Source organism: uncultured Microbacterium sp. (genome assembly GCF_964244775.1).
In the GTDB taxonomy this organism is placed as follows: Bacteria; Actinomycetota; Actinomycetes; order Actinomycetales; family Microbacteriaceae; genus Microbacterium.
The window spans coordinates 130,532-155,694 of sequence record NZ_CAXTJR010000003.1 but is presented as its reverse complement, the minus strand read 5'-3'; the positions used below and the strand labels follow the sequence as shown (position 1 = coordinate 155,694).

At 69.0% G+C, this 25,163-nt stretch carries 25 protein-coding genes; 17 read left to right on the top strand and 8 right to left on the bottom strand.

The window, feature by feature from the left end; genetic code table 11:
* Nucleotides 1-27: 27 nt before the first annotated feature.
* Complete coding sequence (locus ACFE6Z_RS07795; RefSeq protein ID WP_375385157.1) at nucleotides 28-282, bottom strand: hexameric tyrosine-coordinated heme protein; 255 nt, start codon at nucleotides 280-282, stop codon at nucleotides 28-30.
* 165 nt (nucleotides 283-447) lie between these two features.
* On the opposite strand from ACFE6Z_RS07795, the gene ACFE6Z_RS07790 reads away from it, so the two are divergent.
* From ACFE6Z_RS07790 to ACFE6Z_RS07770, 5 genes are all read left to right on the top strand, one after another.
* Nucleotides 448-1,092: a TetR/AcrR family transcriptional regulator gene (locus ACFE6Z_RS07790; protein WP_375385156.1), complete on the top strand. Its 645-nt coding sequence runs from the start codon at nucleotides 448-450 to the stop codon at nucleotides 1,090-1,092.
* A complete protein-coding gene (locus ACFE6Z_RS07785) occupies nucleotides 1,089-2,759 on the top strand; it encodes an MDR family MFS transporter (RefSeq protein WP_375385155.1) in 1,671 nt (556 codons plus the stop codon). Before ACFE6Z_RS07790 ends, ACFE6Z_RS07785 begins: the two co-directional genes overlap by 4 nt.
* A 203-nt stretch (nucleotides 2,760-2,962) precedes the next feature.
* Nucleotides 2,963-4,381 carry a S8 family serine peptidase gene (locus ACFE6Z_RS07780; protein WP_375385154.1) on the top strand — a complete coding sequence of 473 codons (1,419 nt, stop codon included), beginning with the start codon at nucleotides 2,963-2,965 and terminating at the stop codon, nucleotides 4,379-4,381.
* A 35-nt stretch (nucleotides 4,382-4,416) separates the two neighbouring features.
* Nucleotides 4,417-4,857, top strand: a complete 441-nt coding sequence (locus tag ACFE6Z_RS07775; protein WP_375385153.1) for a glucose-6-phosphate dehydrogenase — start codon at nucleotides 4,417-4,419, stop codon at nucleotides 4,855-4,857.
* 74 nt (nucleotides 4,858-4,931) lie between these two features.
* A complete protein-coding gene (locus tag ACFE6Z_RS07770) occupies nucleotides 4,932-5,150 on the top strand; it encodes a three-helix bundle dimerization domain-containing protein (RefSeq protein WP_375385152.1) in 219 nt (72 codons plus the stop codon).
* Between the two features lie 30 nt (nucleotides 5,151-5,180).
* Here the strand turns inward: ACFE6Z_RS07770 and ACFE6Z_RS07765 are convergent, their stop codons facing one another.
* Nucleotides 5,181-5,339 (bottom strand): hypothetical protein, encoded by a 159-nt coding sequence (locus tag ACFE6Z_RS07765; protein ID WP_375385151.1) that lies wholly within the window; start codon nucleotides 5,337-5,339, stop codon nucleotides 5,181-5,183.
* Nucleotides 5,340-5,426: 87 nt separating this feature from the next.
* A complete protein-coding gene (locus ACFE6Z_RS07760; protein ID WP_375385150.1) occupies nucleotides 5,427-6,212 on the bottom strand; it encodes an alpha/beta fold hydrolase in 786 nt (261 codons plus the stop codon).
* 136 nt (nucleotides 6,213-6,348) lie between these two features.
* Between ACFE6Z_RS07760 and ACFE6Z_RS07755 the strand changes: the two genes are divergently transcribed.
* The 5 genes from ACFE6Z_RS07755 (at nucleotide 6,349) to ACFE6Z_RS07735 (ending at nucleotide 11,688) form a co-directional block, all read left to right on the top strand.
* Nucleotides 6,349-7,644, top strand: coding sequence for an aminotransferase class V-fold PLP-dependent enzyme (locus tag ACFE6Z_RS07755; protein ID WP_375385149.1), 1,296 nt, complete (start codon nucleotides 6,349-6,351; stop codon nucleotides 7,642-7,644).
* Entirely contained in the window at nucleotides 7,641-8,087 is a 447-nt protein-coding gene (sufU, locus tag ACFE6Z_RS07750; protein ID WP_375385148.1) for a Fe-S cluster assembly sulfur transfer protein SufU, read from the top strand. Before ACFE6Z_RS07755 ends, sufU begins: the two co-directional genes overlap by 4 nt.
* 91 nt (nucleotides 8,088-8,178) lie before the next feature.
* A complete protein-coding gene (locus ACFE6Z_RS07745) occupies nucleotides 8,179-8,691 on the top strand; it encodes an NADPH-dependent FMN reductase (RefSeq protein WP_375385147.1) in 513 nt (170 codons plus the stop codon).
* A 54-nt stretch (nucleotides 8,692-8,745) separates the two neighbouring features.
* Entirely contained in the window at nucleotides 8,746-10,878 is a 2,133-nt protein-coding gene (locus tag ACFE6Z_RS07740; protein ID WP_375385146.1) for a DEAD/DEAH box helicase, read from the top strand.
* Between the two features lie 87 nt (nucleotides 10,879-10,965).
* Nucleotides 10,966-11,688 carry a spermidine synthase gene (locus ACFE6Z_RS07735; protein WP_375385145.1) on the top strand — a complete coding sequence of 241 codons (723 nt, stop codon included), beginning with the start codon at nucleotides 10,966-10,968 and terminating at the stop codon, nucleotides 11,686-11,688.
* 11 nt (nucleotides 11,689-11,699) lie between these two features.
* On the opposite strand, the gene ACFE6Z_RS07730 is transcribed toward ACFE6Z_RS07735, so the two are convergent.
* Entirely contained in the window at nucleotides 11,700-12,500 is an 801-nt protein-coding gene (locus ACFE6Z_RS07730) for a siderophore-interacting protein (RefSeq protein WP_375385144.1), read from the bottom strand.
* A 54-nt stretch (nucleotides 12,501-12,554) separates the two neighbouring features.
* Nucleotides 12,555-13,610, bottom strand: a complete 1,056-nt coding sequence (locus ACFE6Z_RS07725) for an SDR family NAD(P)-dependent oxidoreductase (protein ID WP_375385143.1) — start codon at nucleotides 13,608-13,610, stop codon at nucleotides 12,555-12,557.
* 49 nt (nucleotides 13,611-13,659) lie between these two features.
* On the opposite strand from ACFE6Z_RS07725, the gene ACFE6Z_RS07720 reads away from it, so the two are divergent.
* Nucleotides 13,660-14,232 carry a TetR/AcrR family transcriptional regulator gene (locus ACFE6Z_RS07720; RefSeq protein ID WP_375385142.1) on the top strand — a complete coding sequence of 191 codons (573 nt, stop codon included), beginning with the start codon at nucleotides 13,660-13,662 and terminating at the stop codon, nucleotides 14,230-14,232.
* Here the strand turns inward: ACFE6Z_RS07720 and ACFE6Z_RS07715 are convergent.
* On the bottom strand, nucleotides 14,229-15,425 hold the full coding sequence (locus ACFE6Z_RS07715) for a polysaccharide pyruvyl transferase family protein (RefSeq protein WP_375385141.1): 1,197 nt from the start codon (nucleotides 15,423-15,425) through the stop codon (nucleotides 14,229-14,231). The genes ACFE6Z_RS07720 and ACFE6Z_RS07715 overlap by 4 nt on opposite strands.
* Nucleotides 15,426-15,556: 131 nt before the next feature.
* On the opposite strand from ACFE6Z_RS07715, the gene ACFE6Z_RS07710 reads away from it, so the two are divergent.
* Together ACFE6Z_RS07710 and ACFE6Z_RS07705 are read left to right on the top strand one after the other, a co-directional pair.
* Nucleotides 15,557-17,710, top strand: coding sequence for a glycosyltransferase (locus ACFE6Z_RS07710; RefSeq protein ID WP_375385140.1), 2,154 nt, complete (start codon nucleotides 15,557-15,559; stop codon nucleotides 17,708-17,710).
* Nucleotides 17,707-19,002 carry a glycosyltransferase gene (locus ACFE6Z_RS07705; RefSeq protein ID WP_375385139.1) on the top strand — a complete coding sequence of 432 codons (1,296 nt, stop codon included), beginning with the start codon at nucleotides 17,707-17,709 and terminating at the stop codon, nucleotides 19,000-19,002. Before ACFE6Z_RS07710 ends, ACFE6Z_RS07705 begins: the two co-directional genes overlap by 4 nt.
* Here the strand turns inward: ACFE6Z_RS07705 and ACFE6Z_RS07700 are convergent.
* A complete protein-coding gene (locus ACFE6Z_RS07700) occupies nucleotides 18,951-19,664 on the bottom strand; it encodes a hypothetical protein (protein WP_375385138.1) in 714 nt (237 codons plus the stop codon). The two genes, ACFE6Z_RS07705 and ACFE6Z_RS07700, sit on opposite strands and share 52 nt — an antisense overlap.
* Nucleotides 19,665-19,810: 146 nt before the next feature.
* Between ACFE6Z_RS07700 and ACFE6Z_RS07695 the strand changes: the two genes are divergently transcribed.
* From ACFE6Z_RS07695 to ACFE6Z_RS07680, 4 genes are all read left to right on the top strand, one after another.
* Nucleotides 19,811-20,587, top strand: coding sequence for an SDR family NAD(P)-dependent oxidoreductase (locus ACFE6Z_RS07695; protein ID WP_375385137.1), 777 nt, complete (start codon nucleotides 19,811-19,813; stop codon nucleotides 20,585-20,587).
* Between the two features lie 128 nt (nucleotides 20,588-20,715).
* The gene (locus ACFE6Z_RS07690; RefSeq protein ID WP_375385136.1) at nucleotides 20,716-21,531 is read left to right on the top strand and encodes a cyclase family protein; all 816 of its coding nucleotides are present in this window, start codon (nucleotides 20,716-20,718) and stop codon (nucleotides 21,529-21,531) included.
* Nucleotides 21,532-21,658: 127 nt separating this feature from the next.
* A complete protein-coding gene (locus tag ACFE6Z_RS07685; RefSeq protein WP_375385135.1) occupies nucleotides 21,659-22,684 on the top strand; it encodes a hypothetical protein in 1,026 nt (341 codons plus the stop codon).
* Nucleotides 22,685-22,782: 98 nt separating this feature from the next.
* Nucleotides 22,783-23,676 (top strand): sugar-binding transcriptional regulator, encoded by an 894-nt coding sequence (locus tag ACFE6Z_RS07680; protein WP_375385134.1) that lies wholly within the window; start codon nucleotides 22,783-22,785, stop codon nucleotides 23,674-23,676.
* A 27-nt stretch (nucleotides 23,677-23,703) separates the two neighbouring features.
* On the opposite strand, the gene ACFE6Z_RS07675 is transcribed toward ACFE6Z_RS07680, so the two are convergent.
* The gene (locus ACFE6Z_RS07675) at nucleotides 23,704-25,152 is read right to left on the bottom strand and encodes an FGGY family carbohydrate kinase (RefSeq protein WP_375385133.1); all 1,449 of its coding nucleotides are present in this window, start codon (nucleotides 25,150-25,152) and stop codon (nucleotides 23,704-23,706) included.
* Between the last annotated feature and the right edge of the window lie 11 nt (nucleotides 25,153-25,163).

The following is a 25,163-nucleotide window of genomic DNA, read 5'->3' as shown; positions in this document are numbered from 1 at the left end:
TGATGCAAGACAGGTGCGGGCGTCAGCTCAGCTGCGCCAATAGTCGTTCGCCGCCGCGATCGTCGCGAACTCGATCGCGACGACCTGGCTGGCGGCTATCAGGCTGTCTGGATGGGGGGAGTACACCTTCCGGCCCGCCACGAGTGCGTCGAGGTCGGGCTGGATGTTGTGGATGGTGTGGCGCGCGATGGTGAGGGCGAGCGTGCGGCCTTCTTCCGCCGTCGCCGTGATGAGCGTGCCAGCGGGGATGCCGACCAGCTCGGAATCGGGAACGCGGTTCATTTCTCCTCCAAGGAGTGTCGAGCAGGCGGGCTTCGGCTGGTTCGACAGTATGAAAGCGGTCACGACGGCGCATCAGTCAAATGACTGCACTCGATCTCAGCGGGAGTGCCACATCGCCCGCGACATGCAGTCATGAAAATATGCAGAGTGTGCAATAATGCATGTGTGAATATTTCTGAGACGGTCGGGTTGCGCGAACGAAAGCGCGTCAAGACTTCCGAAGCGATCCATGCGGCGGCGATCGAACTGGTCCTCGAACGTGGACTCGAAGCGGCGACGGTCGACGCGATCAGTGAACGCGCCGATGTGTCGAGCCGTACGTTCTTCAACTACTTTCCCTCGAAGGAAGACGCCGTCCTCGGGGTGGACGAGGCTGCGGTCACCGCCCAGCTCGAGGCGCCACCCGATTACGGCGGCGACCCGCTGATCGCGGCATTCGACATCCTGTACTCGGTGTTCGAAGCCAGCGGGGGGCGGCGCGCCAACGTCGACCTGGTCCGGCAGGTCGTTCGCAGGAATCCGCCGCTCATGACGCGACAGATGCTGCGAGTCGCAGAACTCGAAGGCCGGCTCGGCGAGATCGTCGCAGGCTGGCTCGCCACGGATGCCCGTTTCGCCGCCGACAGCGACGACGAGCGCCTCCAACAGGCTCGACTCATCATCGGCGTCTGCCTCGCCAGCATCCGCGTGAGCATGAAGGCGTGGGCAAGCCCCAGCGACGCCGAAGCCGAGGCGAGAACTGTCGACCCGCGACTGACGTACGAGCGGTCGATCACGACGCTCAGATCACTATTGGAGAAGCTCTCATGACCTCTGCATCCGCGGCACCGAACACGCAGGGTGGCGTTCCCTCGACGCGCAGCGTGCTGCTCGTCTTCGCCGGTCTCATGGTGGCGATGTTGCTCGCGTCGCTCGATCAGACCATTTTCAGCACCGCCCTTCCGACCATCGTGGGTGAACTCAATGGCGTCGAGCACATGCTGTGGGTCACGACGGCGTACATCCTCGCCTCGACCATCGTCATGCCGGTCTACGGCAAACTCGGAGACCTCGTCGGGCGCAAGTGGCTGTTCGTCGCGGCGATCTCGATCTTCCTCGTCGGCAGCGTCATGGGCGGCCTGGCCGACTCGATGGGAACCCTCATAGCGGGGCGCGCCGTTCAGGGTCTGGGCGGTGGCGGACTGATGATCCTCGCCCTGGCGATCATCGCCGACGTGGTGCCGGCCCGCCAGCGCGGTCGGTATTCCGGGATCATGGGCGCCGTCTTCGCCGTCTCGAGTGTCGCAGGCCCGCTGCTCGGCGGATACTTCACCGATGGACCCGGCTGGCGCTGGGCTTTCTGGATGAACATCCCCCTCGGCATCCTCGCCATCCTTTCGGCGGTCTTCTTCCTGAAGCTTCCCCAGCGTTCCTACGCCAAGCCGCGGATCGACTTCGCCGGCATGATCGTGCTCGCGATCGCCGCGACGAGCCTGGTGCTGTTCACGACCTGGGGTGGCAGCACCTACGCGTGGGATTCGCCCATCATCATCGGGCTGATCATCGCGACGGTCGTCTTCGCCGTGCTGTTCGTGTTCATCGAAAGCCGAGCCGCCGAGCCGGTCATCCCGCTGACGCTGTTCAAGAACCGCAACTTCAATCTCACGACCGGCGCGGGCCTCATCACCGGCGTCGCCATGTTCGGCGCGCTCGCCTACATGCCCACCTACCTGCAGATGGTCACCGGAGTGGGCGCGGCGCAGGCCGGCCTGCTGATGATCCCCATGATGGGTGCGTTGCTGGTCTCATCCATCGGCTCGGGTCAGATCGTCTCGCACACCGGCAGGTACAAGGCGATCCCGATCGTCGGCATGTTCGTCACCGCACTGGGGCTCTTCCTGCTTTCGACCCTCACCGCCACGACCGCCATCTGGATCATGTGCGTGTACCTTGCCGTCATGGGCCTGGGCCTGGGAATGTCGATGCAGATCCTGATCCTCGTGGTGCAGAACTCGTTCCCGCAGGCCATCGTCGGAACGGCGACCAGCTCGAACAACTTCTTCCGTCAGATCGGCTCGTCGCTGGGTGCCGCGATCGTCGGCAGCCTGTTCGTCTCGCGACTGACCGACATCCTCGCCGCAAACCTGCCCGCGGGCGGAACCGGCGGCACCGGGATGAATTCGCTCACGCCGGCGATCGTCTCCGCCCTGCCCGAGCCGGTGCACTCGATCGTCATCAACGCCTACAACGACGCGCTCGCACCGATCTTCCTGCTCATGGTGCCGCTCGTGCTGATCGCCGCGGTCCTCCTCATGTTCGTCGTCGAGAAGCCCCTCGCCACGCGCATCGAGAGCGCCGAAGGCGAACCGTCGCTGAACATGCAGCTGCTCGACGAGTCACTCGCCACCGGAGCGAACCCCACGGCCGAGCCGGTGCTGTCGGCGCGCACGGGATCGATCCGCATCGACGGCGTCGGCGAGACCCGAAGCTCCCGGTAGCACTGCCGGCGCCGGGATCCGCTCGCCGGCTGACCCGACCGGGCTCTCGAAAAGACCGGTCGGTGACGATGACACGCCGGTTCGGGATGCTGTGCCTCGGCGTGCCTTCGTGACGAGCCGGTCTTTCGGGACGGCGGGCCACCCGGTGAGCCCCGCGCAACTGCGCAGAGCGCTTTCCGCCCCTCTGACGCCATACTGGCTGCATGACCGGTCCCGACGGCGAACTGGCGACCGACGGCACCACCTCGGCAGCCTTCCTCCGCACCGCGTTTCACCCATCGACCGGTGAGCTCCTGGTCTCGCGGACCGGGCGCATCTGGGAGGCGATCCTGACCGCGCACGACGCCGGCCAAGACGGCACCGATCACGATGGTGTCGGGAGCATCATCGCGATCCTCGACGGCGAGTTCGACCTCACCATGATCCCGGCGGGTCGCGTGCATCCGGCGTCGCGGGTTGCGGCATCCTCGCCATCGTCCGCCGGAGGTCACGGCACCGTCGTCGCCCTTCTCGCGCTGGCCGCGGCACCGGGCGCACAGCTGCTGCTGATCGACGTGATGGCGGGCCCCTTCGTCCGGGCGGCCAAGATCGCCGACGGCCTGGCGCTCGCCGCGGAGTGCCGCGCGGCGGTCGTGAACCTGAGCGTGGAGTTCCCCACCGACTGCGCGCATCGCGATGCGACCTGGATCGACTCGTCGCTCGCCCTCGAGATCGACCCCGACCCCGTGCGCTTCCTCGGCGAGGTGGACGCATGGATCGCCCACGCCGAGCCGTATGCGGGCAGCAGATGCACACGTGCCTGCGAAGTGTGCGACGCGCTCGCCCGGCTGCCCGGCGATGTGCTCGTGGTCGCCGCATCCGGGAACATCCGCGACCAGGTCTGCCCCGCCTGCTTCGCCGGGGCGATCGGCGTGGGATTCCAGCGCACGCAGCGGGTCGAGGTGGGCGGCATCGTCCTGACCGCTTCAGGGCTGCCCGAGACCGAGATGGGGAGCCTGGTGACGCCCGAGCTCGTCGTCGAGGAGCCGCCCGGGTTCCGCGGCACGAGCTTCGCCAGCCCCCTCGTGGCGGGGCTGGCAGCGACGCTGACACATCCGGCGGAGTTCGCCGCCACCGCGCGACTCCCGTTCGCCCTGTCACCCCTCCTGATGCTGGCGAACCTGTTCGCACAGCATCCCGAATCGGTGACGACGCGCGCCGTCACCACTCTGCAGCAGGGCTTTCAGCGGTTCGCCGCGGCGATACCCGCACCGCACCGGCACTGGGAAGAGGCCGAAGTCACCTCGCCGTGCGCGCTCTGCGCGCTTCTCCTGGTGGACTGGTACGACGCGTTCAGCGCGACCCTGCTCGCCGGTGACAGCCCGGAGGCGGTCGAACAAGGACTCGGGATCGCGCGCATCGGCGCCGTGCTGGCCCCTCGCTCGGCGAGCACCGCGGGCAACGTCGGTGCCGGCTGGAAGCGCTCGGCCGACTTCGTCGCCGGCCCCGACCGGGCCGCACGACTCGAGCGGGCGCACACCTACTTCGCGCGGGCCGCCGATCTCGCACCGGAGGTGGCGGTGTATGCGGCACTCCGCGACGGGATCGCCGGCTCGCAGCCGGACCCTGCTCCCTCGAGCTGAGACCGCGGCCCCGGCGGACCGATCCTTCCCGTAGCGTGGAAGGCACAGCACCGCTCGAAGGGCAGGCCATGAAGATCGTCGCAGCATCCGACTGGCGAGACGGCATCCCGTTCGAGACCCCGATGATCGTCGCCGATATCTCTCCGGGTGAACCGGTGCGCTGCACGGTCTGCGGCACCGATTCCGCACTGCGTCCGCGCACCGAACTGTGGGCGTACAAGCACCGGCATCCGAAGAATCATGACGGATTCGTGCGCTTCTACTGCGCAGAGCATGTTCCCGCCGCCCCGGTCGTGGCCGCTCCGCCCGTACCGGAGCGCGTGGCGCCCCGCCGGGAGCGCCGGCCCTCGACGTCGCGCGCCGCTGCCGTTGAGGAGAAGCCCCGGATGCTGTGCCCCGACTGCTTCATCGAGGTGGCGGCCTCCGGCATCTGCGGCATGTGCGGCAATCTCGTGACCGCACCTGCGGGCAGCTGACCGCTCTCCGCGAGAAGTTCTATGCGGCCGGATCGACGAGGGCTATCGTTTCTGAAAACCCCTTGTCCCTCGCCGTGGAGGTTGACGTGAACGATGACGTTTCGGATGAAAGCGCAGCTCTCGACCAAGTGGTCGAACGACTCGCAGTGAGTTTTCCCCATGTTCCCGCCGACACGATCCGGATCGCGGTGAACGACGTGTATGCCTCGGTCGCCGGCGCGCACGTGCGCGACTTCCTGCCGGTGATCGTGGAGCGCGAGGCGAAGAAACAGCTCAAGACGCTCGTGCAGTGAGGGCGCCGCCAGTAAGGGCGCCGCGCGGGCTCAGGATTTTTCGCGGGTCTGGCGGAACGCGAGGGCGAGGGCGAGCGAGACGCACATGAGGCCGGCGAAGAAGATGAGCCCCTGCCAGGAATCGACTGTGAAGGCGAAGCCGAAGAGGTACATGCCGCCGAGGAACAGAACGATGTACAGGATGAACATGGCGACCTTTGCGTCGAGAGGCTCCGTGATGTGGGCACTTCGATCGTAGCGACCGACCAGGCGTGCGGACGACTCGGAAACGGCGGTTCAGCCCAGGCGCTCGCGGACGACCCGCGCGGTTGCCGCCGGGTCGGGGCGATGCATGACCGATTCGGGAACGACGACGAGCTCGGCGTGGTCGATCTCGTCGGCCAGGCGGTCGGACGCGGTGATGAGCATGGGGAAGGTCTGTGCGCCGCGCAGCACCGTCACGGGCTGTGAGACCGACAGCATCCCCTCCGTCGGAGTCGACACCTGCGCGACCAGCCGTGTGTCGTACACGGTCGACTGACCCAGCAGCGCGACGGCGGCGAACTGATCACTCGCGCGGAACTGGTCGACCATCTCGCGAGGCAGCCGGATGTTCTCGAGCTGGAACGCGACCACCGCCTCGTCGGGGTGGCCGTCGTCAACGAGCTGCTGCAGCCGCTCGGCGAGGTCGGCGGGCGCCTCGTCGACGCCGAAGCTCAGCGGCGGCTCGGAGAGGAACAGTGCGCCCACCGGCACACCGAGCGAGGCGGCGTACAGGGCGAGCACCGCTCCCGACGAGTGCCCCAGCACGGCGGCGCCACCTTCGCCTCCGCCGGCAGCTGCGAGGACCGCGGCGAGATCGTCGACCTCGTTCTCTGGGATCGAGTCGCGCGCATCGCCGCTGTCTCCGCGCGCGCGGCGGTCCCACGTGACGGCGCTGAACCCGGCGTCGACGAGGGCGTCGGCCAGTGGGGCCGCGTCGGCCGCTGTAGAGAGCGCGCCGTTCACGATGATCACCACCGGTCCCTCGCCGGTGCGGTGATAGGCGATGGGTGTTCCGTCGGCAGATGTCACGGTTTCCATGCCTTCACCGAACCACCGGCCACCGACATCCGCAAGGTGCGGGCGCGACATCCGATCAGTCCGGAACGCACCCAGCCCATCCCCGCGCTGCGCGAGGCAGACTAGAAGGACCCCCTCGCCCCACGATCGGACCCCCATGCGCACCATTCCCTCGCGCGATCGGCTCGCCCACGACCCCACCGATGTCCGCGACCTCGCGGATGCACGCAGTGATTTCCCGTCGATCGGTCACCACCCCGACCGTGCCTACCTCGACTCGGCCGCGACCGCCCAGCGCCCCGCCCAGGTCATCGACGCCGAGCGGCTTTTCGTCGAGCGCGACTATGCGGCCGTGCATCGCGGCGCCAGCGAAGCGGTCGGCGCGGCGACCGAAGCCTTCGAGAGCGCGCGGCAGAAAGTCGCCCGATTCGTCGGCGCGGGCGAGAACGAGATCGTCTGGACCGAGAATGCGACCGACGCGGTCAACGTGGTCGCGCTGGGGCTGTCGGATGCCTCGACCGGCGTCGGTGACACGATCCTGGCCCTGCGACCGGGCGATGAGATCCTCATCACCGAGGCCGAGCATCACGCCAACCTCCTCCCGTGGCAGAAGCTCGCCGCCCGCACGGGCGCCGTCCTCCGCTGGGCGCCGGTGCAGGCAGACGGCACCTGGACGATCGACGGGCTCCGGGCCGCAGCATCCGATCGCACCCGTCTCATCGCGTTCGCCCACGTCTCGAACGTGACCGGCTACATCGCACCCGTCGCCGACGTCGTAGAGCTGGCGCGGTCGGTGGGCGCGCTCACCCTGCTGGACGCCTGCCAGTCGGTGCCGCATCTGCCGGTCGATTTCGGCGCGCTCGGCGTCGATTTCGCCGCGTTCTCGGGGCACAAGATGCTCGGGCCCACCGGTATCGGCGCGCTCTACGGGCGGGCCGAGCTGCTGAATGCGCTGCCGCCGGCACGCACCGGCGGGTCGACCATCACGACGGTGACGATGACCGAAGCCGACTTCCTGCCCGCGCCCCAGCGGTTCGAGGCCGGCACGCAGCCGGTCTCGCAGGCGGTCGGGCTCGGTGCGGCCGTCGACTATCTCGACGGCTGGGGCATGGAGCGCATCCACGCGCACGAGACCGAGCTGGCGGGCCTCCTGACCGAGGCGGTCGCGGGCATCCCCGATGTGACCCTCATCGGGCCCGCGCCGGGCACCCCGCGCGCCGCGATCGTCAGCGTCGATGTCGCGGGAGTGCATGCGCACGACGTCGGGCAGTTCCTCGACGCACGCGGCATCTCGGTGCGGGTCGGCCACCACTGCGCGCAGCCGCTGCACCGGGCCATCGGCATCACCGCGTCGACCCGGGCGAGCGCCTACCTGTACACGACCGCCGACGAGGTGGCGCGCTTCGGCGAAGCGCTGGCCGAGGTGCGCGGGTTCTTCGGAGCCGACCGATGAGCGACCTCGACGGCCTGTATCAGGAGGTCATCCTCGATCATGCGCGCCGCAAGGTCGGACGGGGGGATGCCGCATCCTTCGTGCATCAGCACACCGAGGTGAGCCCGACCTGCGGCGACCAGATGACGGTCGGGGTCGCGGTCGGCGATGACGGAATGATCGACCTCGCCTGGTCGGGCCAGGGGTGCAGCATCTCGACCGCGTCTGCCTCGGTGATGTCGGAGCTGCTGGAAGGGGCCACCGAGGAGCACGCGCACGAGTCGATCGACGCGTTCCGCTCGATGATGCGCTCGCGCGGCGCCGAGGAGGCGCCGGAGTTCCTCGGCGACGCCGAGGTGTTCCAGGGCGTCTCGAAATACGTGATGCGCGTGAAGTGCGCGATGCTCCCCTGGGTGGCTCTCGAAGCCGCGCTGGGCGCAGCATCCCTCCCTCACTCCGCCTGACGGCGCGTTACGCGAGGTTTCCCGTAGGTTGGCGCCCGCCAAGCCGGTGCGGTGGAATCGGTGACGTACCGTCGAGCGCCGAGGAGCACCGTTGCCTGTCATCACCGTCCTGGTCGGAAACCCCAAGCCCGCCTCCACGACGCGTCTCGCGGCGGAGGAGGTCGCCGCCCAGCTGGCGGCGCGGGGCGACGCGACCGTGGGTGAGACGATCGACCTCGCGGAGGTGGCGGGGTCGCTCTTCGACTTCGGCGACAGGACGGTGGACGACCTGCTGGCCCGGGTCGCGGCATCCGATCTGGTGATCGTGGCGAGCCCCACCTACAAGGCGGCGTATTCGGGGCTGCTCAAGGCGTTCCTCGACCGGTACCCGACCAACGGGCTGCACGGCGTCACGGCCGTGCCACTGCTCACGATCGGATCGCCGCAGCACACCCTCGCCGTGGAGACCACGCTCCGACCGCTGCTGGTCGAGCTCGGCGCGAGCGTGCCGACCCGCGGTATCGCCTTCCCGGCGGCGCGCGCCGACGATCGCCGTGAGGTCGTCGCCGAATGGCTCGACGCCGAGTGGCATTCGATCCGCCACGCGGTGCAGGCGATCGCCTGACCCGACTGTCGGCGGCCTGACCCGACTGTCGGCGGCGGCTGACAGACTCGGACGATGACCGCCGACACCCGCACCGAGGCGCTCGAGATCCTGCGCACGCTCGTGGGGCGCCCCGGTGCCGATTCACCGCCCGCCGAGTTCCATGAGGGCCAGTTCGAGGCGATCGAGACGCTCGTCGACGGCCGCAGGCGCGCGCTCGTGGTGCAGCGCACCGGTTGGGGCAAGTCGGCCGTCTACTTCGTCGCGACGCTGCTGCTGCGCCGGCGCGGCGGGGGCCCGACTGTGCTCGTCTCGCCGCTCCTGGCCCTCATGCGCGACCAGATCTCGGCCGCCGAGCGCGCCGGCGTGCGCGCGGTGGCGATCAACTCGACCAACGCCCATGAGTGGAGCGATGTGCTGGGCCGGCTCGACCGCGACGAGGTCGACGTGCTCCTGCTCTCGCCCGAACGGCTCAACAACCCCACGTTCAGAGACGAGCAGCTCCCCGCGCTCGTGGAGCGGATGGGGATGCTGGTGGTCGACGAAGCCCACTGCATCAGCGACTGGGGGCACGACTTCCGCCCCGACTATCGCCGCCTCGGAGATCTCATCCGGCGCCTGCCCGCAGGCATCCCGATCCTGGCGACGACCGCCACCGCCAACAGCCGCGTGGTCGCCGACGTCGAGGAGCAGCTGGGGCGAGGCGTAGATGCCGGCGGACAGGGGCATGGGTCTCAAGAGGTCGTCACGATCCGCGGTCCGCTCGCCCGTGCGTCGCTGCGGCTGGGCGTGCTGCGCCTGCCCGACGCCCGCGCGCGGCTCGCGTGGCTCCTCACGCACCTCGGCGATCTGCCGGGCTCGGGCATCATCTACAGCCTCACGGTCGCGGGCGCCGAAGACACCGCCCGACTGCTGCGCGAGGCCGGCCACGCCGTGCGGGCGTACACGGGGCAGACCGATCCGGGCGAGCGTGAGGCATCCGAAGCCCAACTCAAGAACAACGAGGTCAAGGCGCTCGTGGCGACCAGCGCCCTCGGGATGGGCTTCGACAAGCCCGACCTCGGCTTCGTCGTGCACCTTGGAGCGCCCTCGTCGCCGGTCGCGTACTACCAGCAGGTCGGTCGCGCGGGCCGCGCGACCGCGAACGCCGACGTGCTGCTGCTGCCCGGCCCGGAAGACCCCGACATCTGGCGCTACTTCGCAACCGCGTCGATGCCCACGCGCGACCGCGCCGAGCGGGTGATCCGCGAACTCGATGACCGCCCGACCTCTACCCCCGCCCTCGAGGCGCTGGTCGACATCCGGCGCACACCTCTCGAGCTCCTGCTCAAGGTGCTCGACGTCGACGGCGCGGTGCGCCGGGTGAGCGGCGGGTGGGTGTCAACGGGCGAGCCGTGGACCTACGACGCCGAGCGGTACGAGCGCATCGGCGCCGAGCGCATCGCCGAGCAGCAGCACATGCTCGACTACGAGGCGACGAGCGGATGCCGGATGGAATACCTGCAGCGCGCGCTCGACGACGAGACGGCAACCCCATGCGGCCGGTGCGACAACTGCGCGGGCGTATGGTTCGACGCGGACATCGCATCGGCTGCCGCCGACTCGGCCACCGCGTCGCTCGCGCGCGTCGGGGTGCCGATCGAGCCGCGCGCGCAGTGGCCGACCGGCGCCGACCGCCTCGGCGTCGCGGTGAAGGGCCGGATCGCCGCGGACGAGCGACCCGAAGAGGGGCGCGCGCTCGCGCGCCTCACCGACCTGGGCTGGGGCGGCGCCCTTCGCACTCTGTTCGCCGACGGCGCCTCGGACGCGCCCATTACGCCTGCCCTGCTCGATGCCGCGGTACGGGTGCTGGCAGACTGGCCGTGGGCGGCTCGTCCCGTGTCGGTCGTCGCGATGCCCGCGCGCCGCCGCCCGCTCTTGGTGGATTCGCTCGCCCGCGGCCTCGCCGGCGCCGGGCGCCTCACGTTCGCCGGCACGCTCGGCACGCGGGGCGGCGGCCCGACCGGCGACCCGGGCGGCAACAGCGTCTATCGCCTGGCCGGGCTCTGGGATCGCTTCGACGCGTCCGGTTTGGATCTTCCTCCGGGCCCGGTGCTCCTCGTGGACGACATCGCCGACAGCCGCTGGACCCTCACGGTCGCGGCCCGCGAGCTGCGGCGCGCCGGAGCTGACGCGGTCTTGCCGTTCGCGCTCGCGCTGCGCGGCTGACCTGCGCGGCTGACCTGCGCGCCGGACCTGCGCGGCGAAACCCAGCATCCTGCCGCGTAGGGTGAGCATCTACATGAGAAGGATGCTGTGATCGCACGGTTCGAGGAACTCGACTGGCAGTCCACCCCGATCGGCGATATCACTCTGCGCCGCCGCACCGAGCCGGCCGTCGGCCACGAGATCTACGAGGTCAAGCTCGGCGACGAGTACCTCATGTCGAGCCTGTTCACTGTGGCCGAAGAGGCGCTCGCCACCCTCGGTCTCGCCGCGACGACGGGCACGCAGCTGAAGGTGCTGGTCGGGGGCCTCGGGCTCGGGTACACCGCGGTCGCCGCGCTGCGCGACGAACGCGTCGGGGCGGTCACCATCGTAGACAGGCTCCAAGCGGTCATCGGGTGGCACGAGCGACGGCTGTTGCCCGTCTCGGCGGAGCTCGTCGACGACCCGCGCACGACGCTCGTGTGCGACGACTTCTTCGCCGTGATGCGGATGCCGCCGCCCGACGGCGCTCGCGGCTATGACGCCATCCTGCTCGACGTCGACCATTCGCCGCGCCACCAGCTCGATCCGAGTCACGCCGACCTCTATTCGGCCGACGGCCTGCGCGCGCTCGACCGGCACCTGGCCGAGGGCGGAGTGTTCGCCCTGTGGTCGGACGACCCGCCCGACGACGACTTCATGACCGCGCTGCACGCCGTGTTCGACGACGGAGCAGCGCACGTCGTCGATTTCGCGAACGCCGTCACGGGCGGCACCTCGTCGAACACCGTCTACGTCGCGCGCAGCCGGCACCGCGGTCCGTTCGCCTGACGGAAGGAAGATCAGGCGCGTTCGGCGGCGGCCAGCTCTGATTTCCAGACCCGGAACGAGTCTTCGGTGCGGCCACGGCGCCAGTACCCCGAAACCGAGACCTGATCGCGGGTCAGCCCTTTCTCCTTCAGCAGGAAGGGGCGCAGGCCATGCATGACCTCCTGCGCCTCCCCGTGCACGAAGGCGTGGACCCGGCCCTCCGGCCACTCCAGCGCCCGCACGGCGTCCACGAGCACGCCGTCGGCATCCGCGCCGTCCGCGCGGTGGACGTACTGCACCTCGCCGGCGGAGGGCAGCGTCAGCTCCGGCTCATGCGCGGCGTCGTCGACGAGGAGGATGACGCGGGTCACAGCATCCCTCGGCAGCACGTCGAGGGCGGCGATGATCGCCGGAAGCGCCGACTCATCGCCGACGAGCAGGTGCCACTCGGCGTCGGGGCTCGGACGGTAGCCCCCGCCGGGGCCGTTGATCAAGAGCGTGTCGCCCACCTCCGCACGGGCGGCCCACGGCCCCGCCACCCCCTCGTCGCCGTGCACCACGAAGTCGATCGCGAGCGTTCCGGCGTCGACATCGGGGAACAGCGCCGTGTAGGTGCGCACATCGGGCAGCTGCTCGGGCGGGAGAGTGCCGCGCAGCGCCCGTACGTCGAGCGGCTGGGGGTAGTGAACCCCGGGCTTGAGGAAAACGATCTTCACGTACCGATCGGTGAACCCGCTTTCGGCGAACGCCGACAGATCGTCGGAGTGGAAGTGGACCCGCTTCACGCTCGGGGTCACCCACGAGGTTCCGGTCACGGTCAGTTCGGTCGCCACATCACTCCTCGTCTGCGTCTTGCGTTGCGACGCACCCCGCGCCCCTCATCGACCCTAGGCGGCAGACCAGCCGCCGTCGCTCGCGAGGATGACGCCGTTCACGTTCACGCCGTCGTCGCTGAGCAGGAAGGTGATGGATGCGGCCACGGCATCGGCCTCGACCGGGTCGGGCATGATCGCCATGCCCGTCCCCACGCGCTCGGCTCCTAACGGCGAGGCGAAGGTCGCCTGGATGTTGGTGATGGTCGGGCCGGGGGCGACGGCGTTCACGCGGATGCCGCTCGGCCCGTACATGAACGCGGTGCTCTTGGTGAGTCCGGCGACGGCGTGCTTGGACGCGGTGTAGGCGGCACCGGCAGCCGAGCCGCGGAGCGCGGCCTCGGATGCGGTGTTGACGATCGAGCCGCCGCCCTGCGCGAGCATCACCGGGATGACGGCGCGCATGAGCTTCATCGTGCCGGTGACATTGACGCGGAAGACGCGCTCCCACACCGCGTCGGACACATCGCCGACCGGGGTCATGTCGTCCATGATCCCGGCGATGTTGGCCAGGCCGTCGATCGTGCCTCCGGCCGCCTCGATGATGCGCGAGACTCCGGCGTCGTCGGTGATGTCAGCGGTGAGCGCGACGATCTCGGCATCCGAGTGCGCGGCGCCGAACTCGTCGAGCCGCTCCTGGCTGACGTCGACCGCGACCACGCGGCCCCCTTCGCGCGCGATGCGCGACGCCGTCGCCCGGCCGATGCCGGATCCGGCGCCGGTGACGACGATCGTCTTGCCGGCGAAGCGACCCTGGTCTACGCGCTCGGTCCATTCGCGCCCGACAGGAGAGGGAGCGGATGCTGCAGCATCCGCCCCCGGAGAGCTCGGGGCCGGAGCGACGGGCGCGTCACCTGCGGCCGCGCGGCGCACGAGGTCATCGAGCATCTGCTCCGTGAAGGCGCCCTGGCTGAGCTTGACGAGGCGCTTGAGCGCCAGCTTGCGGATCGGCTTGAATGCCTCGGGGGTCTGGCCTCCCGCTGCGAGCATCTCGGTGAGGATGGCGTTGCCGATCGGATCTTCGAGCCAGGTGGCGATCGACGAGTTGGCGGTGAGAGGCGAGGTGCCCATGATGTGTTCCTTTCTACCGGACAAGCATGTCCGGTAATAGGCTACACCCGTGTCGTCGTCGGAAGAAGAGCAGCCGAAAGTAAATCGTGGACCCGCCGCTGGTCCGGAGAACCGCCGCGCCCTGATCGCGGCCGCGCGGGAGGTCTACGCCGAGGCGGGGCTCAATGCGCCCTTCAGTGCGGTCGCCAAACGCGCCGGGGTGGGGCAGGGGAGTCTCTACCGTCACTTCCCCGATCGCACCGCGCTGGCCGTTGCGGTCTACGAGGAGAACGTCGCCGAACTCGAGCGGCTGATGGAGCCCGATACCAGCACGCTCGATGACCTGTTGAACCGCACCGTGAATCAGGCGATGGTCTCGATCGCATTCGTCGAGCTGATCAACGGCGATCGTCATGACCCCCGCATCGCTGCGCTCGGTGCCCGCTACCAAGAGGTAGCGGCCCGCCTTCTCGCCCGCGAACAGCAGGCGGGGCGCGCCGGATTGCACCTGACGATCGAGGACGTGCTGTTGGCCACGGCGATGCTCGCCGGCGAGATCGCCCGCAATGACCCCGACCAGCGCCTCCACGTCGCTACCCGGGTGCGTGGTCTCTTCCGCCTCGCGTTCGCGCCGCAGCCCTAGCCTCCGAGCTCGGTGACCACGCGGTCCCACCACGCGGCGTGATCGGCCCGCGCGTCCGGCCGCAGTTGCGCGGTGCGCTCGGCGACGCGGTGTCGCGATTCCCAGATCTCGACGAGGGATGCCGCGCCCAGTGCGCCCGCGACATGCTCGAGCGTCATCGTGCCTTGCTGGTCCCACCACCCGGTGGCCCCGCGCAGTTTGACCCCGGTGTAGTCATCGGCGACGAGGGCGGCGACCGGAATCCCGGCGGGAGTCGCGAACACCGTGGGGTGATACCTGCTCGTGACGAGCATCGCGGCGGAGCGGGCGAGCGCCGCCGACGAGCGGGCGTCGCCGGGCGGCACGGCCTCCGACGGGGCCCGCATCGCCGCGCGCACCTCGTCGTGCAGCACCTGGTCGCCGGCGTGCACGGCCGGGTCGAGTGATCCGAAGTGGGGGTGGAAGATCACGCTCAGCCCGGATGCCGCGACCAGTCCATCCAGGGCGCGCGCCAGGCCACCCACCGTCTCGGCACGCGGGAGTCCGCCCAGGTGAGTCGACAGGCTCACGACGAGAGGCCGCGTCGCGTCGGGTTCGGGCGGGTAGTCATCGAACCCCAGGAACGACGCGTCGTCCCGGTTGGCGACGAGGTGCGCGCGCTCGACGCCGAGCTCCGCTGCGAGCCCGAACGACGCGTGCTCGCGCACTCCGACCAGAGCAGCGCCGTCCAGGAGCGGAGCGAGCGCGTCGCGATCCGGAGGGGTCAGCGTCGGTCCCAGCGTCTGTCCGGTGACCACCAGCGGCCGTCCCCGCCGCCGCGCGATCATGCCGAGGGCGGCGCGCTCGTAGATGTGCAGCGGCCAGTTCGACGCCATGTTTCCGCCGCCGGCGATGGCGACAGCATCCGCCGCCTCCACCGCTGCGATGACGCGCCACACGGGGTCATCGGCCGGAAGCACGCGATCGCCGTCGAGGCAGGCAGACACCGTCGCGAGACGCGCTGCCATCTCGCCGCGGTCGCCCATGAATCCGATGCGGTCGATCGCGTCGACGCCGTAGCGCCGGGCCGTCTCGGTCGGTGCGTTCGAGATCGCGACCACCGAACGCACCCCGCGGACGCGCACTTCGTCGAGAAGGGCCTCGAACATCGCCTCATCGCCGATGTGGACGATGCCCCCCTGCACCCCGACGTCGCCGATCGCAACCAGCCGCATGAAGGCCCCTTTCGCCCATCTTCGTTGTCAATCCCACCCGAACGGCCATTCTGCCCAAGTAGCATCCGAGTGCCGGTATCGTGCCGGCGTGCGTGCTTCGCGCGTCGAGCCGGCGATAGAAGGAGATGAGCGTGGGCGTACAGACCGCACTCGACCAGGTCGCGAAGGCGACGAGCATCGTCGACGCCATGAGGCTCGCGGATGATCTCGCGTTCGAGGCGGGACGCGATCCTGGCGTGCGCACCGTGCGACTGCTCGCCGCAGCGCTGAACTCCGACGATCAGCTGGTCGCGATCGCCGCGATCCATGCCCTGGCCGAAGTCTTCGACGGCGAAGCGGCGCGGACGCTCGTCGGACTTCTCTCGGATCGGCGCCTGTTCGTGCGGGAACATGCCGCGTGGGCGCTCGGATCGGGCCTGCCGCGGCCCGAGGCCATGGGAAGGCTGCTCGCGCTGGTGGTCAGCGGCGGGTTCGCCGGCATGGTGGCGCAGCGCACCCTCGAGCAGTGGTCGGGAAGCACCGCCGAGGCGCTCATGGTGGGGCTGGAAGGTGCGCTCCTGGGCATCACCGAGCCCGCGTCGCGGGCACGGCTGGTGGAGACCCTCGGCCTCGTGCGCGCCTCGATCGCGACTGCGCCGCTTCTGCGCGTGGCGACGGACGCACGAGAGCACGAGACCGTGCGGATCGCCGCGATCGCCGCACTCGGGCAGCGCTCGCCGAGCCCTGCAGTGCGCGACGCACTCGACTCGTTCGCGGCCGAGCCCGGCCTGATCGGCGATGTCGCGCGACTCTCGCTCATCGACCTCGCACCCCACGAGGCGGCTCTGCACCGCGGATCGGGCCTGTCGGTCGCGCAGCTGTTCCTGCACGCCGACATCGATCCGCACCTCTCGTCGGCGGGAGCCGGTGACAACGGAGGGATCGCGACGCTGCTCGTGCGGCTCGGCGACGCGCTCGTGAACGAGCCGGCCACCGGTGTCCGCCGGGTCATCACGCTGTCGCGCGGCTCGGTGGAAGATGCGACGGCCGATCTTCGCGCGATCCGCACGGCCGATGTCGGTCACTTCTACGGGCACATCCCGCTCCTGCGCGATCCGGCCTCCTCCGCCGCCGCATGGCCGCTCCGGGTCGTGACCCGCCGAGGCATCCGCCGGATCCTCCGCGCCGCCGACGGTGTCGACCTGCTCCACCTGCGGATGGCCGATGTGGGGAGCCTCGCCGCCGCCGACGTGGCGCGCGAGCTCGGCATCCCCGTCGTCTTCACGGTCGCTCCAGATCCGCACGCGGTGATCGAGTCGCTCGACAAATCGGGTCGGCTCACCCGTTCCGGCTTCGGCGAAGCGGACGTCATCGAGCACTTCTGGTTCCGGACGAGACTCGTCCAGAGTCTCGCCGCCAACGCCGCCCATACGGTGTTCTTCCCCCGTCCGAACCTGGAAGACGACATGCGACAGCTCGTGGGGATCGACATGACCGCGCACGCGGAGCGCCACACGATCGTGCCCGAAGGCGTCGACCTCGTGACGATCGAGGCGGCCCTCGCCGACGCCGAGCGCCACCTCGCCGGTGAGCCTCCCGTCGCGGCGCTGGCGGAACTGCGCGCACTGGTCGATGCGCTCGATGAAGACCGCCGCTCGTTGCCCTTCGTCGTCAGCGTCGGCAGGCTGCACCGCGTCAAAGGCATGGCGACCCTCGTCGCGTCCTGGGCGTCCGGCCCGGTGGCAGACCGCGCGAATCTGCTGATCGTCGGCGGCGACCTCGACTCGCCTTCGCTCGACGAACGCGAGCAGCTGGCGCTGATCGACGCGATCGTGCCGCCCGGCGAGCGTGCGCGCCGCGGGCTGGTGATGGCCGGACACCGCCCGAATGACGTGGTCGCCCGCTGGATGGCGGCAGCCCGAACGGGTCTGCCATCGGCGACCGCGCCCGGCGGAGTGTACGTGTGCGCGAGCATCAAGGAGGAGTTCGGCATCGCGCTCCTGGAGGCGATGGCGACCGGACTCCTGGTCGTCGCCCCCGACGGGGGAGGGCCCGCGACCTACGTCGAAGACGGGGTGACGGGGATCCTCGCGGCGACGTGGGATCCGGGGCAGCTGCGTGCGGCCGTCGATACGGCTGTGGTCACGGCCCAGGGCGAGCGCGGCCAGGAGCGAGCCCGACGAAGCCGCGAGATGGTGCAGGGGCGGTTCACGATCCAGCAGATGTCGGACGCGCTCGGGCGCGTGTACGACACGGTCGCCCGAGACGAGGCGACGCTGCGCGAACTCGCCGAGTCGGCGCGATGACGCTCCTGGTCATCAGCCCCGACTACGCCTCGCACCTGCTGCCGCTGGCCACCCTGGCGACCGCGTGGCGCGACCGAGGCGACCGCGTCGTCGTCGCCACCGGGCCCGCCACCGCCGACATCGTCGCGACCTTCGGCTACGAGCGCACCGACCTCAGGCTGGGTCGCGGCTCGAACGCCGGCGTGATCCGAGCGGAGGACCAGCCCGCCGACGAGGGCGACTCTCTCCGCGGCTTCTTCGCCGCAACGCGCGAGGGGGCCGTGGCGACCCTCACCTACCAGGCGACCGAACGCCTGACGGATCTCATGTGGCGACCGGTGGATGCTGCGCGCGCCGTCACGCGGATCATCGACGACGTGCAACCCGACGCGATCCTCGTCGACCACCTCGCCTTCAGCGCCCGCGTGGGGCTGCATGCCGCCCGGATCCCGTACGCGGACGTGGTGCTGGGGCATCCGACGGCACTTCCGGTTTCCGGCGAGGTGTACGGGTGCCCGCCGACCTGGCCCCGGGCGATCAGCCCCGATCGCGCGGCGCGCGATGAGCTCCAGACGCTGTGCGAGCGGGTGTCGGCGCGCTTCACCGAGGAGTGGAACGGCGCGCTGGCCGTGCTCGATCCGGGAGGGGCGCGCTCTGACGATGCGTTCGCCGAGCACGGTCCGATCGTGCTCTACAACTATCCGGAAGAACTCGCCGACCCCGCGCGCGCGGGCCTGCTCCCGCCGCACGATTACCTCGGCTCGACCCGGCGGACGGAGCCGGTCGACCCCGACGTCGAAGAGTGGATCGCGGCATCCCCGTCATTCGTCTACGTGAGCTTCGGCAGCTTCCTCTCGGTGCGCGCGGACGTGCTTCGCCGGGTGGCGGACGCCGCCAAGATCGCCGGGGTGCGATTGGCCATCGCCACCGGCTCGACCGATCCCGGCGAACTGGGTGAGGTGCCGAGCGACTGGCTCGTGCGGGCGTTCCTGCCCCAGGTGCGGCTGCTGGCCGCCGCAGACGCGGCTGTCACGCACGGCGGCAACAATTCCGTCACCGAGGCGATCGGCTCAGGCGTCCCGCTCGTGGTGCTGCCCTTCTCGACGGATCAGTTCGCCGGCGCCGCGGCGCTCGAGCGCAGCGGGTTCGGCGTCGCGCTCGACCCCAACGCCGCGACGGCGGCAGAGCTCGCGGCGGCGCTCGAGGCCGTCCTCGCGCTCGACCCGCGCACGCGCGAGCGATTGGATGCTGCGGCCGAGGCTCAGCGGGCGGCGCCAGGTGCAGAACGGGCGTTCTCGGCCCTGAGTCGCTGACCTTCGGCGACGAGCGCGGCCATCGCTGCGGCATCGCCTTCGGCGGCGCGGTAGCGCTCCATCAACGCGGCGTTGCGCTCGTAGCCGGTTCCCGCGCGCGCCTCGCCCACGTGATGGAGGGCGTAGACCCGCCCCTCGTGGCGTGCGGGGGGAGCCCCCAGCAGCGCGGTGTGGGCGCGGTACCACGCAGCATCCTCGAAGCCCCACCCGCGGAACCGCTCGTCCTGGCCGCCGTGACGCTCCCACGTGCGCCGCGTCGTGACGTAGACGCCCGAGCAGGCTCCGTCGACGAGCTGAGCGACCGCGCAGTCGATCAGGGGCGTGCCCGCGGCGAACTGCGCCGATCCTTCGGCGCCCAGCCAGCGGTACTCGGTGTAGGGCAGGTGCACCATTCCGCTCGTCGCCGCGGCGGCGACCGCCGCGAGCAGGGGCCCTCGCTCCGGGATGGTGTCTGCGTCACCCACGACGATCACCTCGTCGGGATCGTCCACGCGTCCGATCGCGAGGTTGCGGCAGCGCGAGAGCACGAACACGTCGTCGTTCGTGTCGATGGTCGTCACGCGGACTTCGGGGAGGTTCTGCGCGTACCAGGTCGTGACGCGATCGAACGCATCGATCCGCGACGGCGCGGAGCGCCAGGGGATCACGACCGAGATGCTCACCCGAGAACTCTAAGCGAGCCCGTCGCCGGCTGGGGATGCTCCGCCGCGGGCCGAGCATCCTCTTGCTAAGCGGTGAGTCATAGTCGAGAATAGTGAGCAGATGTCCAGATATCGGACATTTGTTCACAATCGAGAGTGAGAAGCCGATGACCGGTCGTCACGCCGCGAAGGCCGCCGTCGTGACAGGTGCCGCCCAGGGCATCGGACTGGCGACGTGCCACCTACTCATCGCCGAAGGTGCGCGCGTGGTCGCTGTGGACGTCAACCCGGAGGCACTGGACGCGGCGGTCGCCGAACTCGGAGACGCCGCGACGGGGGTCGTCGCCGACGTGTCATCGGAGACGGACTGCGCGCGCGCTGTGGACGCGTGCGTGGAAGCCTACGGACAGATCGACATCATGATCGCCCATGCCGGGATCGCCATACCGCAGAACTTCTTGAGCATGACGTCCGAAAACTTTCGGGCACACCTCGACGTCAATGTCGTGGGGGCCGCGATGTGCGCCGTATACGCCGCTCGATCGATGAAAGTCCGGGCCACTGCCGGTTCGATCGTCATCACTGCCTCCATCAATGGCACTCATGTCGAAGAGTCGATGGCCGCCTACAACGTCTCCAAAGGCGCCCTGCTCACGTTGATCCGCTCGGCGGCGCTCGACCTGGCAGGGGACGGAATCCGGGTCAACGGCGTCGCGCCCGGGGTCATCCGCACCGCTATCGCGGCACCGGTCTTCGATGATCCCGCGACGACTGAACGCTACCTCGAGTCGATACCCGTCGGAAGATTCGGTGAGCCCGATGACGTGGCCAGCGTGATCTCCTGGCTGGCGAGCGCGGAATCCTCCTATGTGGTGGGTCAAACGATCGTCGTCGACGGAGGACAGACACTGGGGATCCGTGGATCGCTCGAGGTGACACAGTGACGACGCCCACTACTGCCGCGGCCCTCAGTCGGGCCGAGTTCGACGAGATCTTCGCCCGGTGCGACAACGCGGATCGCTGGGGAGTCGATGACGAACGAGGCGCACTCAATACGATCTCGGCCGCGAAGGTGGTCGAGGCGGCGAGATTGGTGAGATCGGGACGGTCGGTGTCGTGCGCTCTCGACCTGAACGAGGACTACGCGTTGGACAACCCGTCCCCCGTCGAACACAGTCTGACGTTCGGATTCGAAGCGCCCGACGCCGCATCTGCCGATCTCAGAATCGCCGGCGACAGGTTCGGGATGGAGATTCACGGCGACGCGCATTCGCATGTCGACGCGCTCTGCCACGTCAGCTACCGGGGAAGAACGTATAACGGTCGCGAGGAGGCGGACGCGATCGGCCCCGCCGGTGCGCTCGCTCAGAGCGTGACCGTGGCCCAGAACGGGATAACCACTCGCGGTGTTCTGCTGGATATCCCGAGATTCCGGGAAGTCGAGTGGGTCGAGCCCGGAGAAGCCATCATGCCCGACGAGTTTCTCGCAGCCGAGGCGGCCAGCGGGGTCACGCTGGGCAGAGGAGACATCCTGCTCTTTCGCACCGGTCATACACGTCGCCGGCAGGTTCTCGGCCCCTGGGATGCCAGCAGATCGAAGGCGGGAATCCACGCCTCGGTGTTGCCCATCCTCCACGACCGCGATATCGCCGGTGTCGGGTACGACGGAGACGGCGAGGCAGTCCCCTCGCACTGCGAGGGAATCGCATACCCCATTCATGCGATCTCGTTGCCGGCGCTGGGCTGGTGGACGTTCGACAGCCTCAATCTCGATGATCTCGCTGCCGCGTGCGCCGAGGAACGTCGTTGGGAGTTCTTCTTCACGGCTGCCCCGCTCAGGCTGGTCGGCGGAACCGGCTCGCCTATCAACCCCACCGCCATCTTCTGAAGCGACGGGACATCGCTTAATGAGCATCGATCTTCCCCGCGACGCGATCGCGCGGCCCCTCCTTCTTCCACCGAATCCCGTCCATCGCTTCTACCCGGGTGGCCGGCTGAGCCGCCGATTCCGGGGCATGCCCGATAGTCCCGCGGACTTCTGGTCCGAGGATTGGGTCGGGTCGTGCACCACCGCGAACAACCTCTCGCCCGACGGTGCAGAGCAGGGGCTGAGCACCATTGACCTTCCGGGGCACCCGCCGGTACGGCTGGTCGATCTCGTCGAGAGTTATCCGGCCGAGATGCTGGGTGACGAGTACGTCACACGCGTCGGACCGACGACCGGCGTACTGGTGAAGTTGCTCTCCCCGGAGGGCGCAGTGCCCGTCCATGCCCATCCTCGACCGGAGTGGGCGAGGAAGAACCTCGGCTCCGCCTTCGGCAAGACGGAGGCGTGGATCTTTCTCGACGTCGAGTCTCCCGACAAGACGGGAAGTGCCGGCATCGGGTTCGTTCCGGGCGTCGATCGCCCGAGCTTTCAGGCTGCCGCGCTGAACCGGGATCGCGACTCCCTTCGCAGGTCGCTGCAGCGCTTCGATATCGCGGAAGGCGACGTGTTCGTCGCGCCGGCGGGGGCGGCGCACTGCCTGGGCGGCGGCCTCTCGTACATCGAGGTGCAAGAGCCCAGCGATCACATCGTCATCGCCGAACTCGATGCGGGCGACGACGAAGCGTACGCGACGATGGGCTTCGGCTGGGACAAAGCTCTCGACATGATCGATTTCCCGGTCGAGGACGCTCCCCCGACGGCCGGAGATCCTCGCCAGGCTCCCACGGTGATCTACGACAGCGGGGGAGCGCGCATGACCGCTCTGATGAACGAGGAGTTCTGGGGACTGTTCAACGCGATCTCGCTCGACATCGTGCCGGGCGCCGAATTGACGGTCGCCGACGGCAGGTTCTCCATCCTGATCGTCACGTCGGGGTCGGGGTACCTGAGGGGGCGGTTCGGTGAGATCCACGTGACGAAGGGAATGACCCTCGCGTTGCCGGCGATCGTCGACGCGCGATTTCGCGCTCCGTCCGAAGTGCTGCAAGTGATCCGCTGCGTTGGTCCGGACCTTCGGAAGATCAACCCCACCGCGGCGCCTCTGGTGTCCTAAGTGGACCGGCTGTGAGCCACCCAGAGTCCGTTCGACGTGTCGAACGGACAACCGATGAACTGATCCTTCGCGTCGCCTGGTTCTATTACAAAGACGACATGACTCAGGATGAGATCGCGCGTCATCTCTCGCTGTCTCGGGCCTCCGTAGCCCGGATGTTGGACCGCGCGCGCAAGTCCGGCATCGTCACCATCGGCATCAATGCCGAGTCGCTGACCTCGATGGAGCTCAGCTCGACGTTGCGGTCGACCTTCGGGCTGAGCGAAGCGCTGGTCATACCTACGCCGCCGAATCCGTCCGGAAGCACCCGGTCACTCAATGCCCGGATCGGGCTCGGCGGTGCGCAATTGCTGACGAGCTACCTGGCGAAGGGGACCACGCTCGGCGTCGGATTCGGGGAGACGGTGTCGGAGGTGATCCGTGGGACCTCGTTTCCGCCGCTGGGGCAGGTGGAGCTCGTCACCCTGACCGGAGGTGTCGACGGGTATCTGCGTCCGTTCATGTCGTCGAACCCCGATCCGACGCGGGCCTCACCCACGACGGCGTCGGTGATGCCCTCGCCCATCGTCGCTTCCAGTGCCGAGTTGGCTCAGTCTCTCAAGCAGGAGCCGACCATCAAAGCGGTGCTCGAGAAGGCGCGCGCGGTGGATGTCGCCGTAGTCGGGATCGGAACTCCCACCTCCAGCGCGGTGATCGTGGAGATGGGGCTCCTCGACAGCGACGGTGTCGACATCCTCTTGAGGAATCATGTCGTCGGCGACATCCTCGGCCAGTTCTTCGACAGCGAGGGTCGCCTGGTCGACCTTCACATCAACCGGATGAGGATCGGCATCGAGCTCGATGAGCTGAAGCGGATTCCACGGGTGATCGGCGTGGCCGGGGGAATCCACAAAGTCGACGCCATCCTCGCCGCGGTGAAGGGCTCGCATCTCGATGTACTCGTGACCGATGAGGCCGTCGCGCGGGAGTTGCTGAGACGCTACCCACAGTGAGCGCACCCCGGCACAGCGACTGAAGTGTCATCGTCGCGTCGCCCAGTCCAGCCGTGCCGACTCCAGGAGTGACCTGTAGCGGTCGTAGTGTTCGTCGTACTCGGCCGTTCGCGACGCATCAGGAGAGACTCTCGTGAGCCCGTCCGGGCCGGCCGCACGCGCGGTCGGCCACCCGAGGCTCGTCCACGCGTTCATCGCGGCGCCCCGCGCACCGACGAAGGGATCTCTCGAAACCAGGATTTCCCGGCCGAGGACGTCGGCGAACATCTGCGCCCAGCCGTCCGACATCAAGCCGCCACCGCATCCGATCAGCCGCCCGGTCAATGGCAGCTGCTCGAAGCAGTGTCGCGCGACATACGCGAGGGATTCGCAGAAGGCCCGCACGAGGTCAGCCCGCGATGTCGACAGGCTGAGTCCGGTGAACGTGCCACGCGCGAACGGCTCGATGAAGGGTGCTCGTTCTCCCGACAAGGACAGCGAGCTCAGACAGCGCACGCCGTTCGCCCCGATCGGGCTCTGCGCGACGAGCGCGTCCAACTGCGCGAGGTCGAGCCCCAAGAGGCTGAAGAGCCAGTCGATCCCCGCGGTGCCCACCATCGACGGCATGACCTGCAGAAGATCTGAAGAGTGGGTGACCGGCAGATGCATTCCGGCAGGCAGGGCGACCGCTCCTTTCGAGCCGCTCGTCCTCACCTGACAACTCAGCGTCGTGCCCAGCACGATCGTTCCATCACCGACCGCGCTGGCGCCCACCCCCAGGCTGCACGCGAGCAGATCATATGGGCCCCCAGAGACCGGCGTTCCGATCGGCACATCGAGGAGCCGGGCGCCCTCGTTCGACAGGACGAACAGTTCCGCGTCGCTCGAGGGCTGCGGGAGCAGATGCCTGTACTCGGTGAGACCGAGCAGGCCCAGGGCTTCGTCACGGTAGCTGTTGCTGCGGGAATCCCAGAAGGAGAGGACGGCGTCACTGGGATGAACGCTTCGTCGACCCGTCAGCCGTTCGACGATCGCGTCGTTGCAATAGCCGGCCGTCGCCGCCGATGTCAGTGACTGCGGTTCGAAGCGCTGCATCCAGGCCATCAGGGTCATATGCGACCCCGGGTACAGACCGCAACCGCTGACATCGAATACTCTGCCCACGACGCCGCACTGCAACCATTCGTTCACCAGCTCTGCCGCGCGGCCGTCCATCCATGAGATAGCGGGTCGCGTTTCGCGACCATCGACGCCTCGCAGCCAGAGCCCGTCACCCTGACCCGTGATCGCAATCGCCTCGACCGAATCGTGGTCCGTGCGCACGATCTCTCTCACGGCATCGCTCACGGCGATGATCACGTCGTCGATGCGCTGCTCGACGATCGGTCCCCGGCGTCGCAAGGTTGCCCGCCGGGAAGCGGCGTGGCCGACTGTGCCGTCCCGATGCACCGCGGCCGCTTTGATAGCTGTCGTGCCGACATCGACTCCGATGATCATCGCTCTCACCG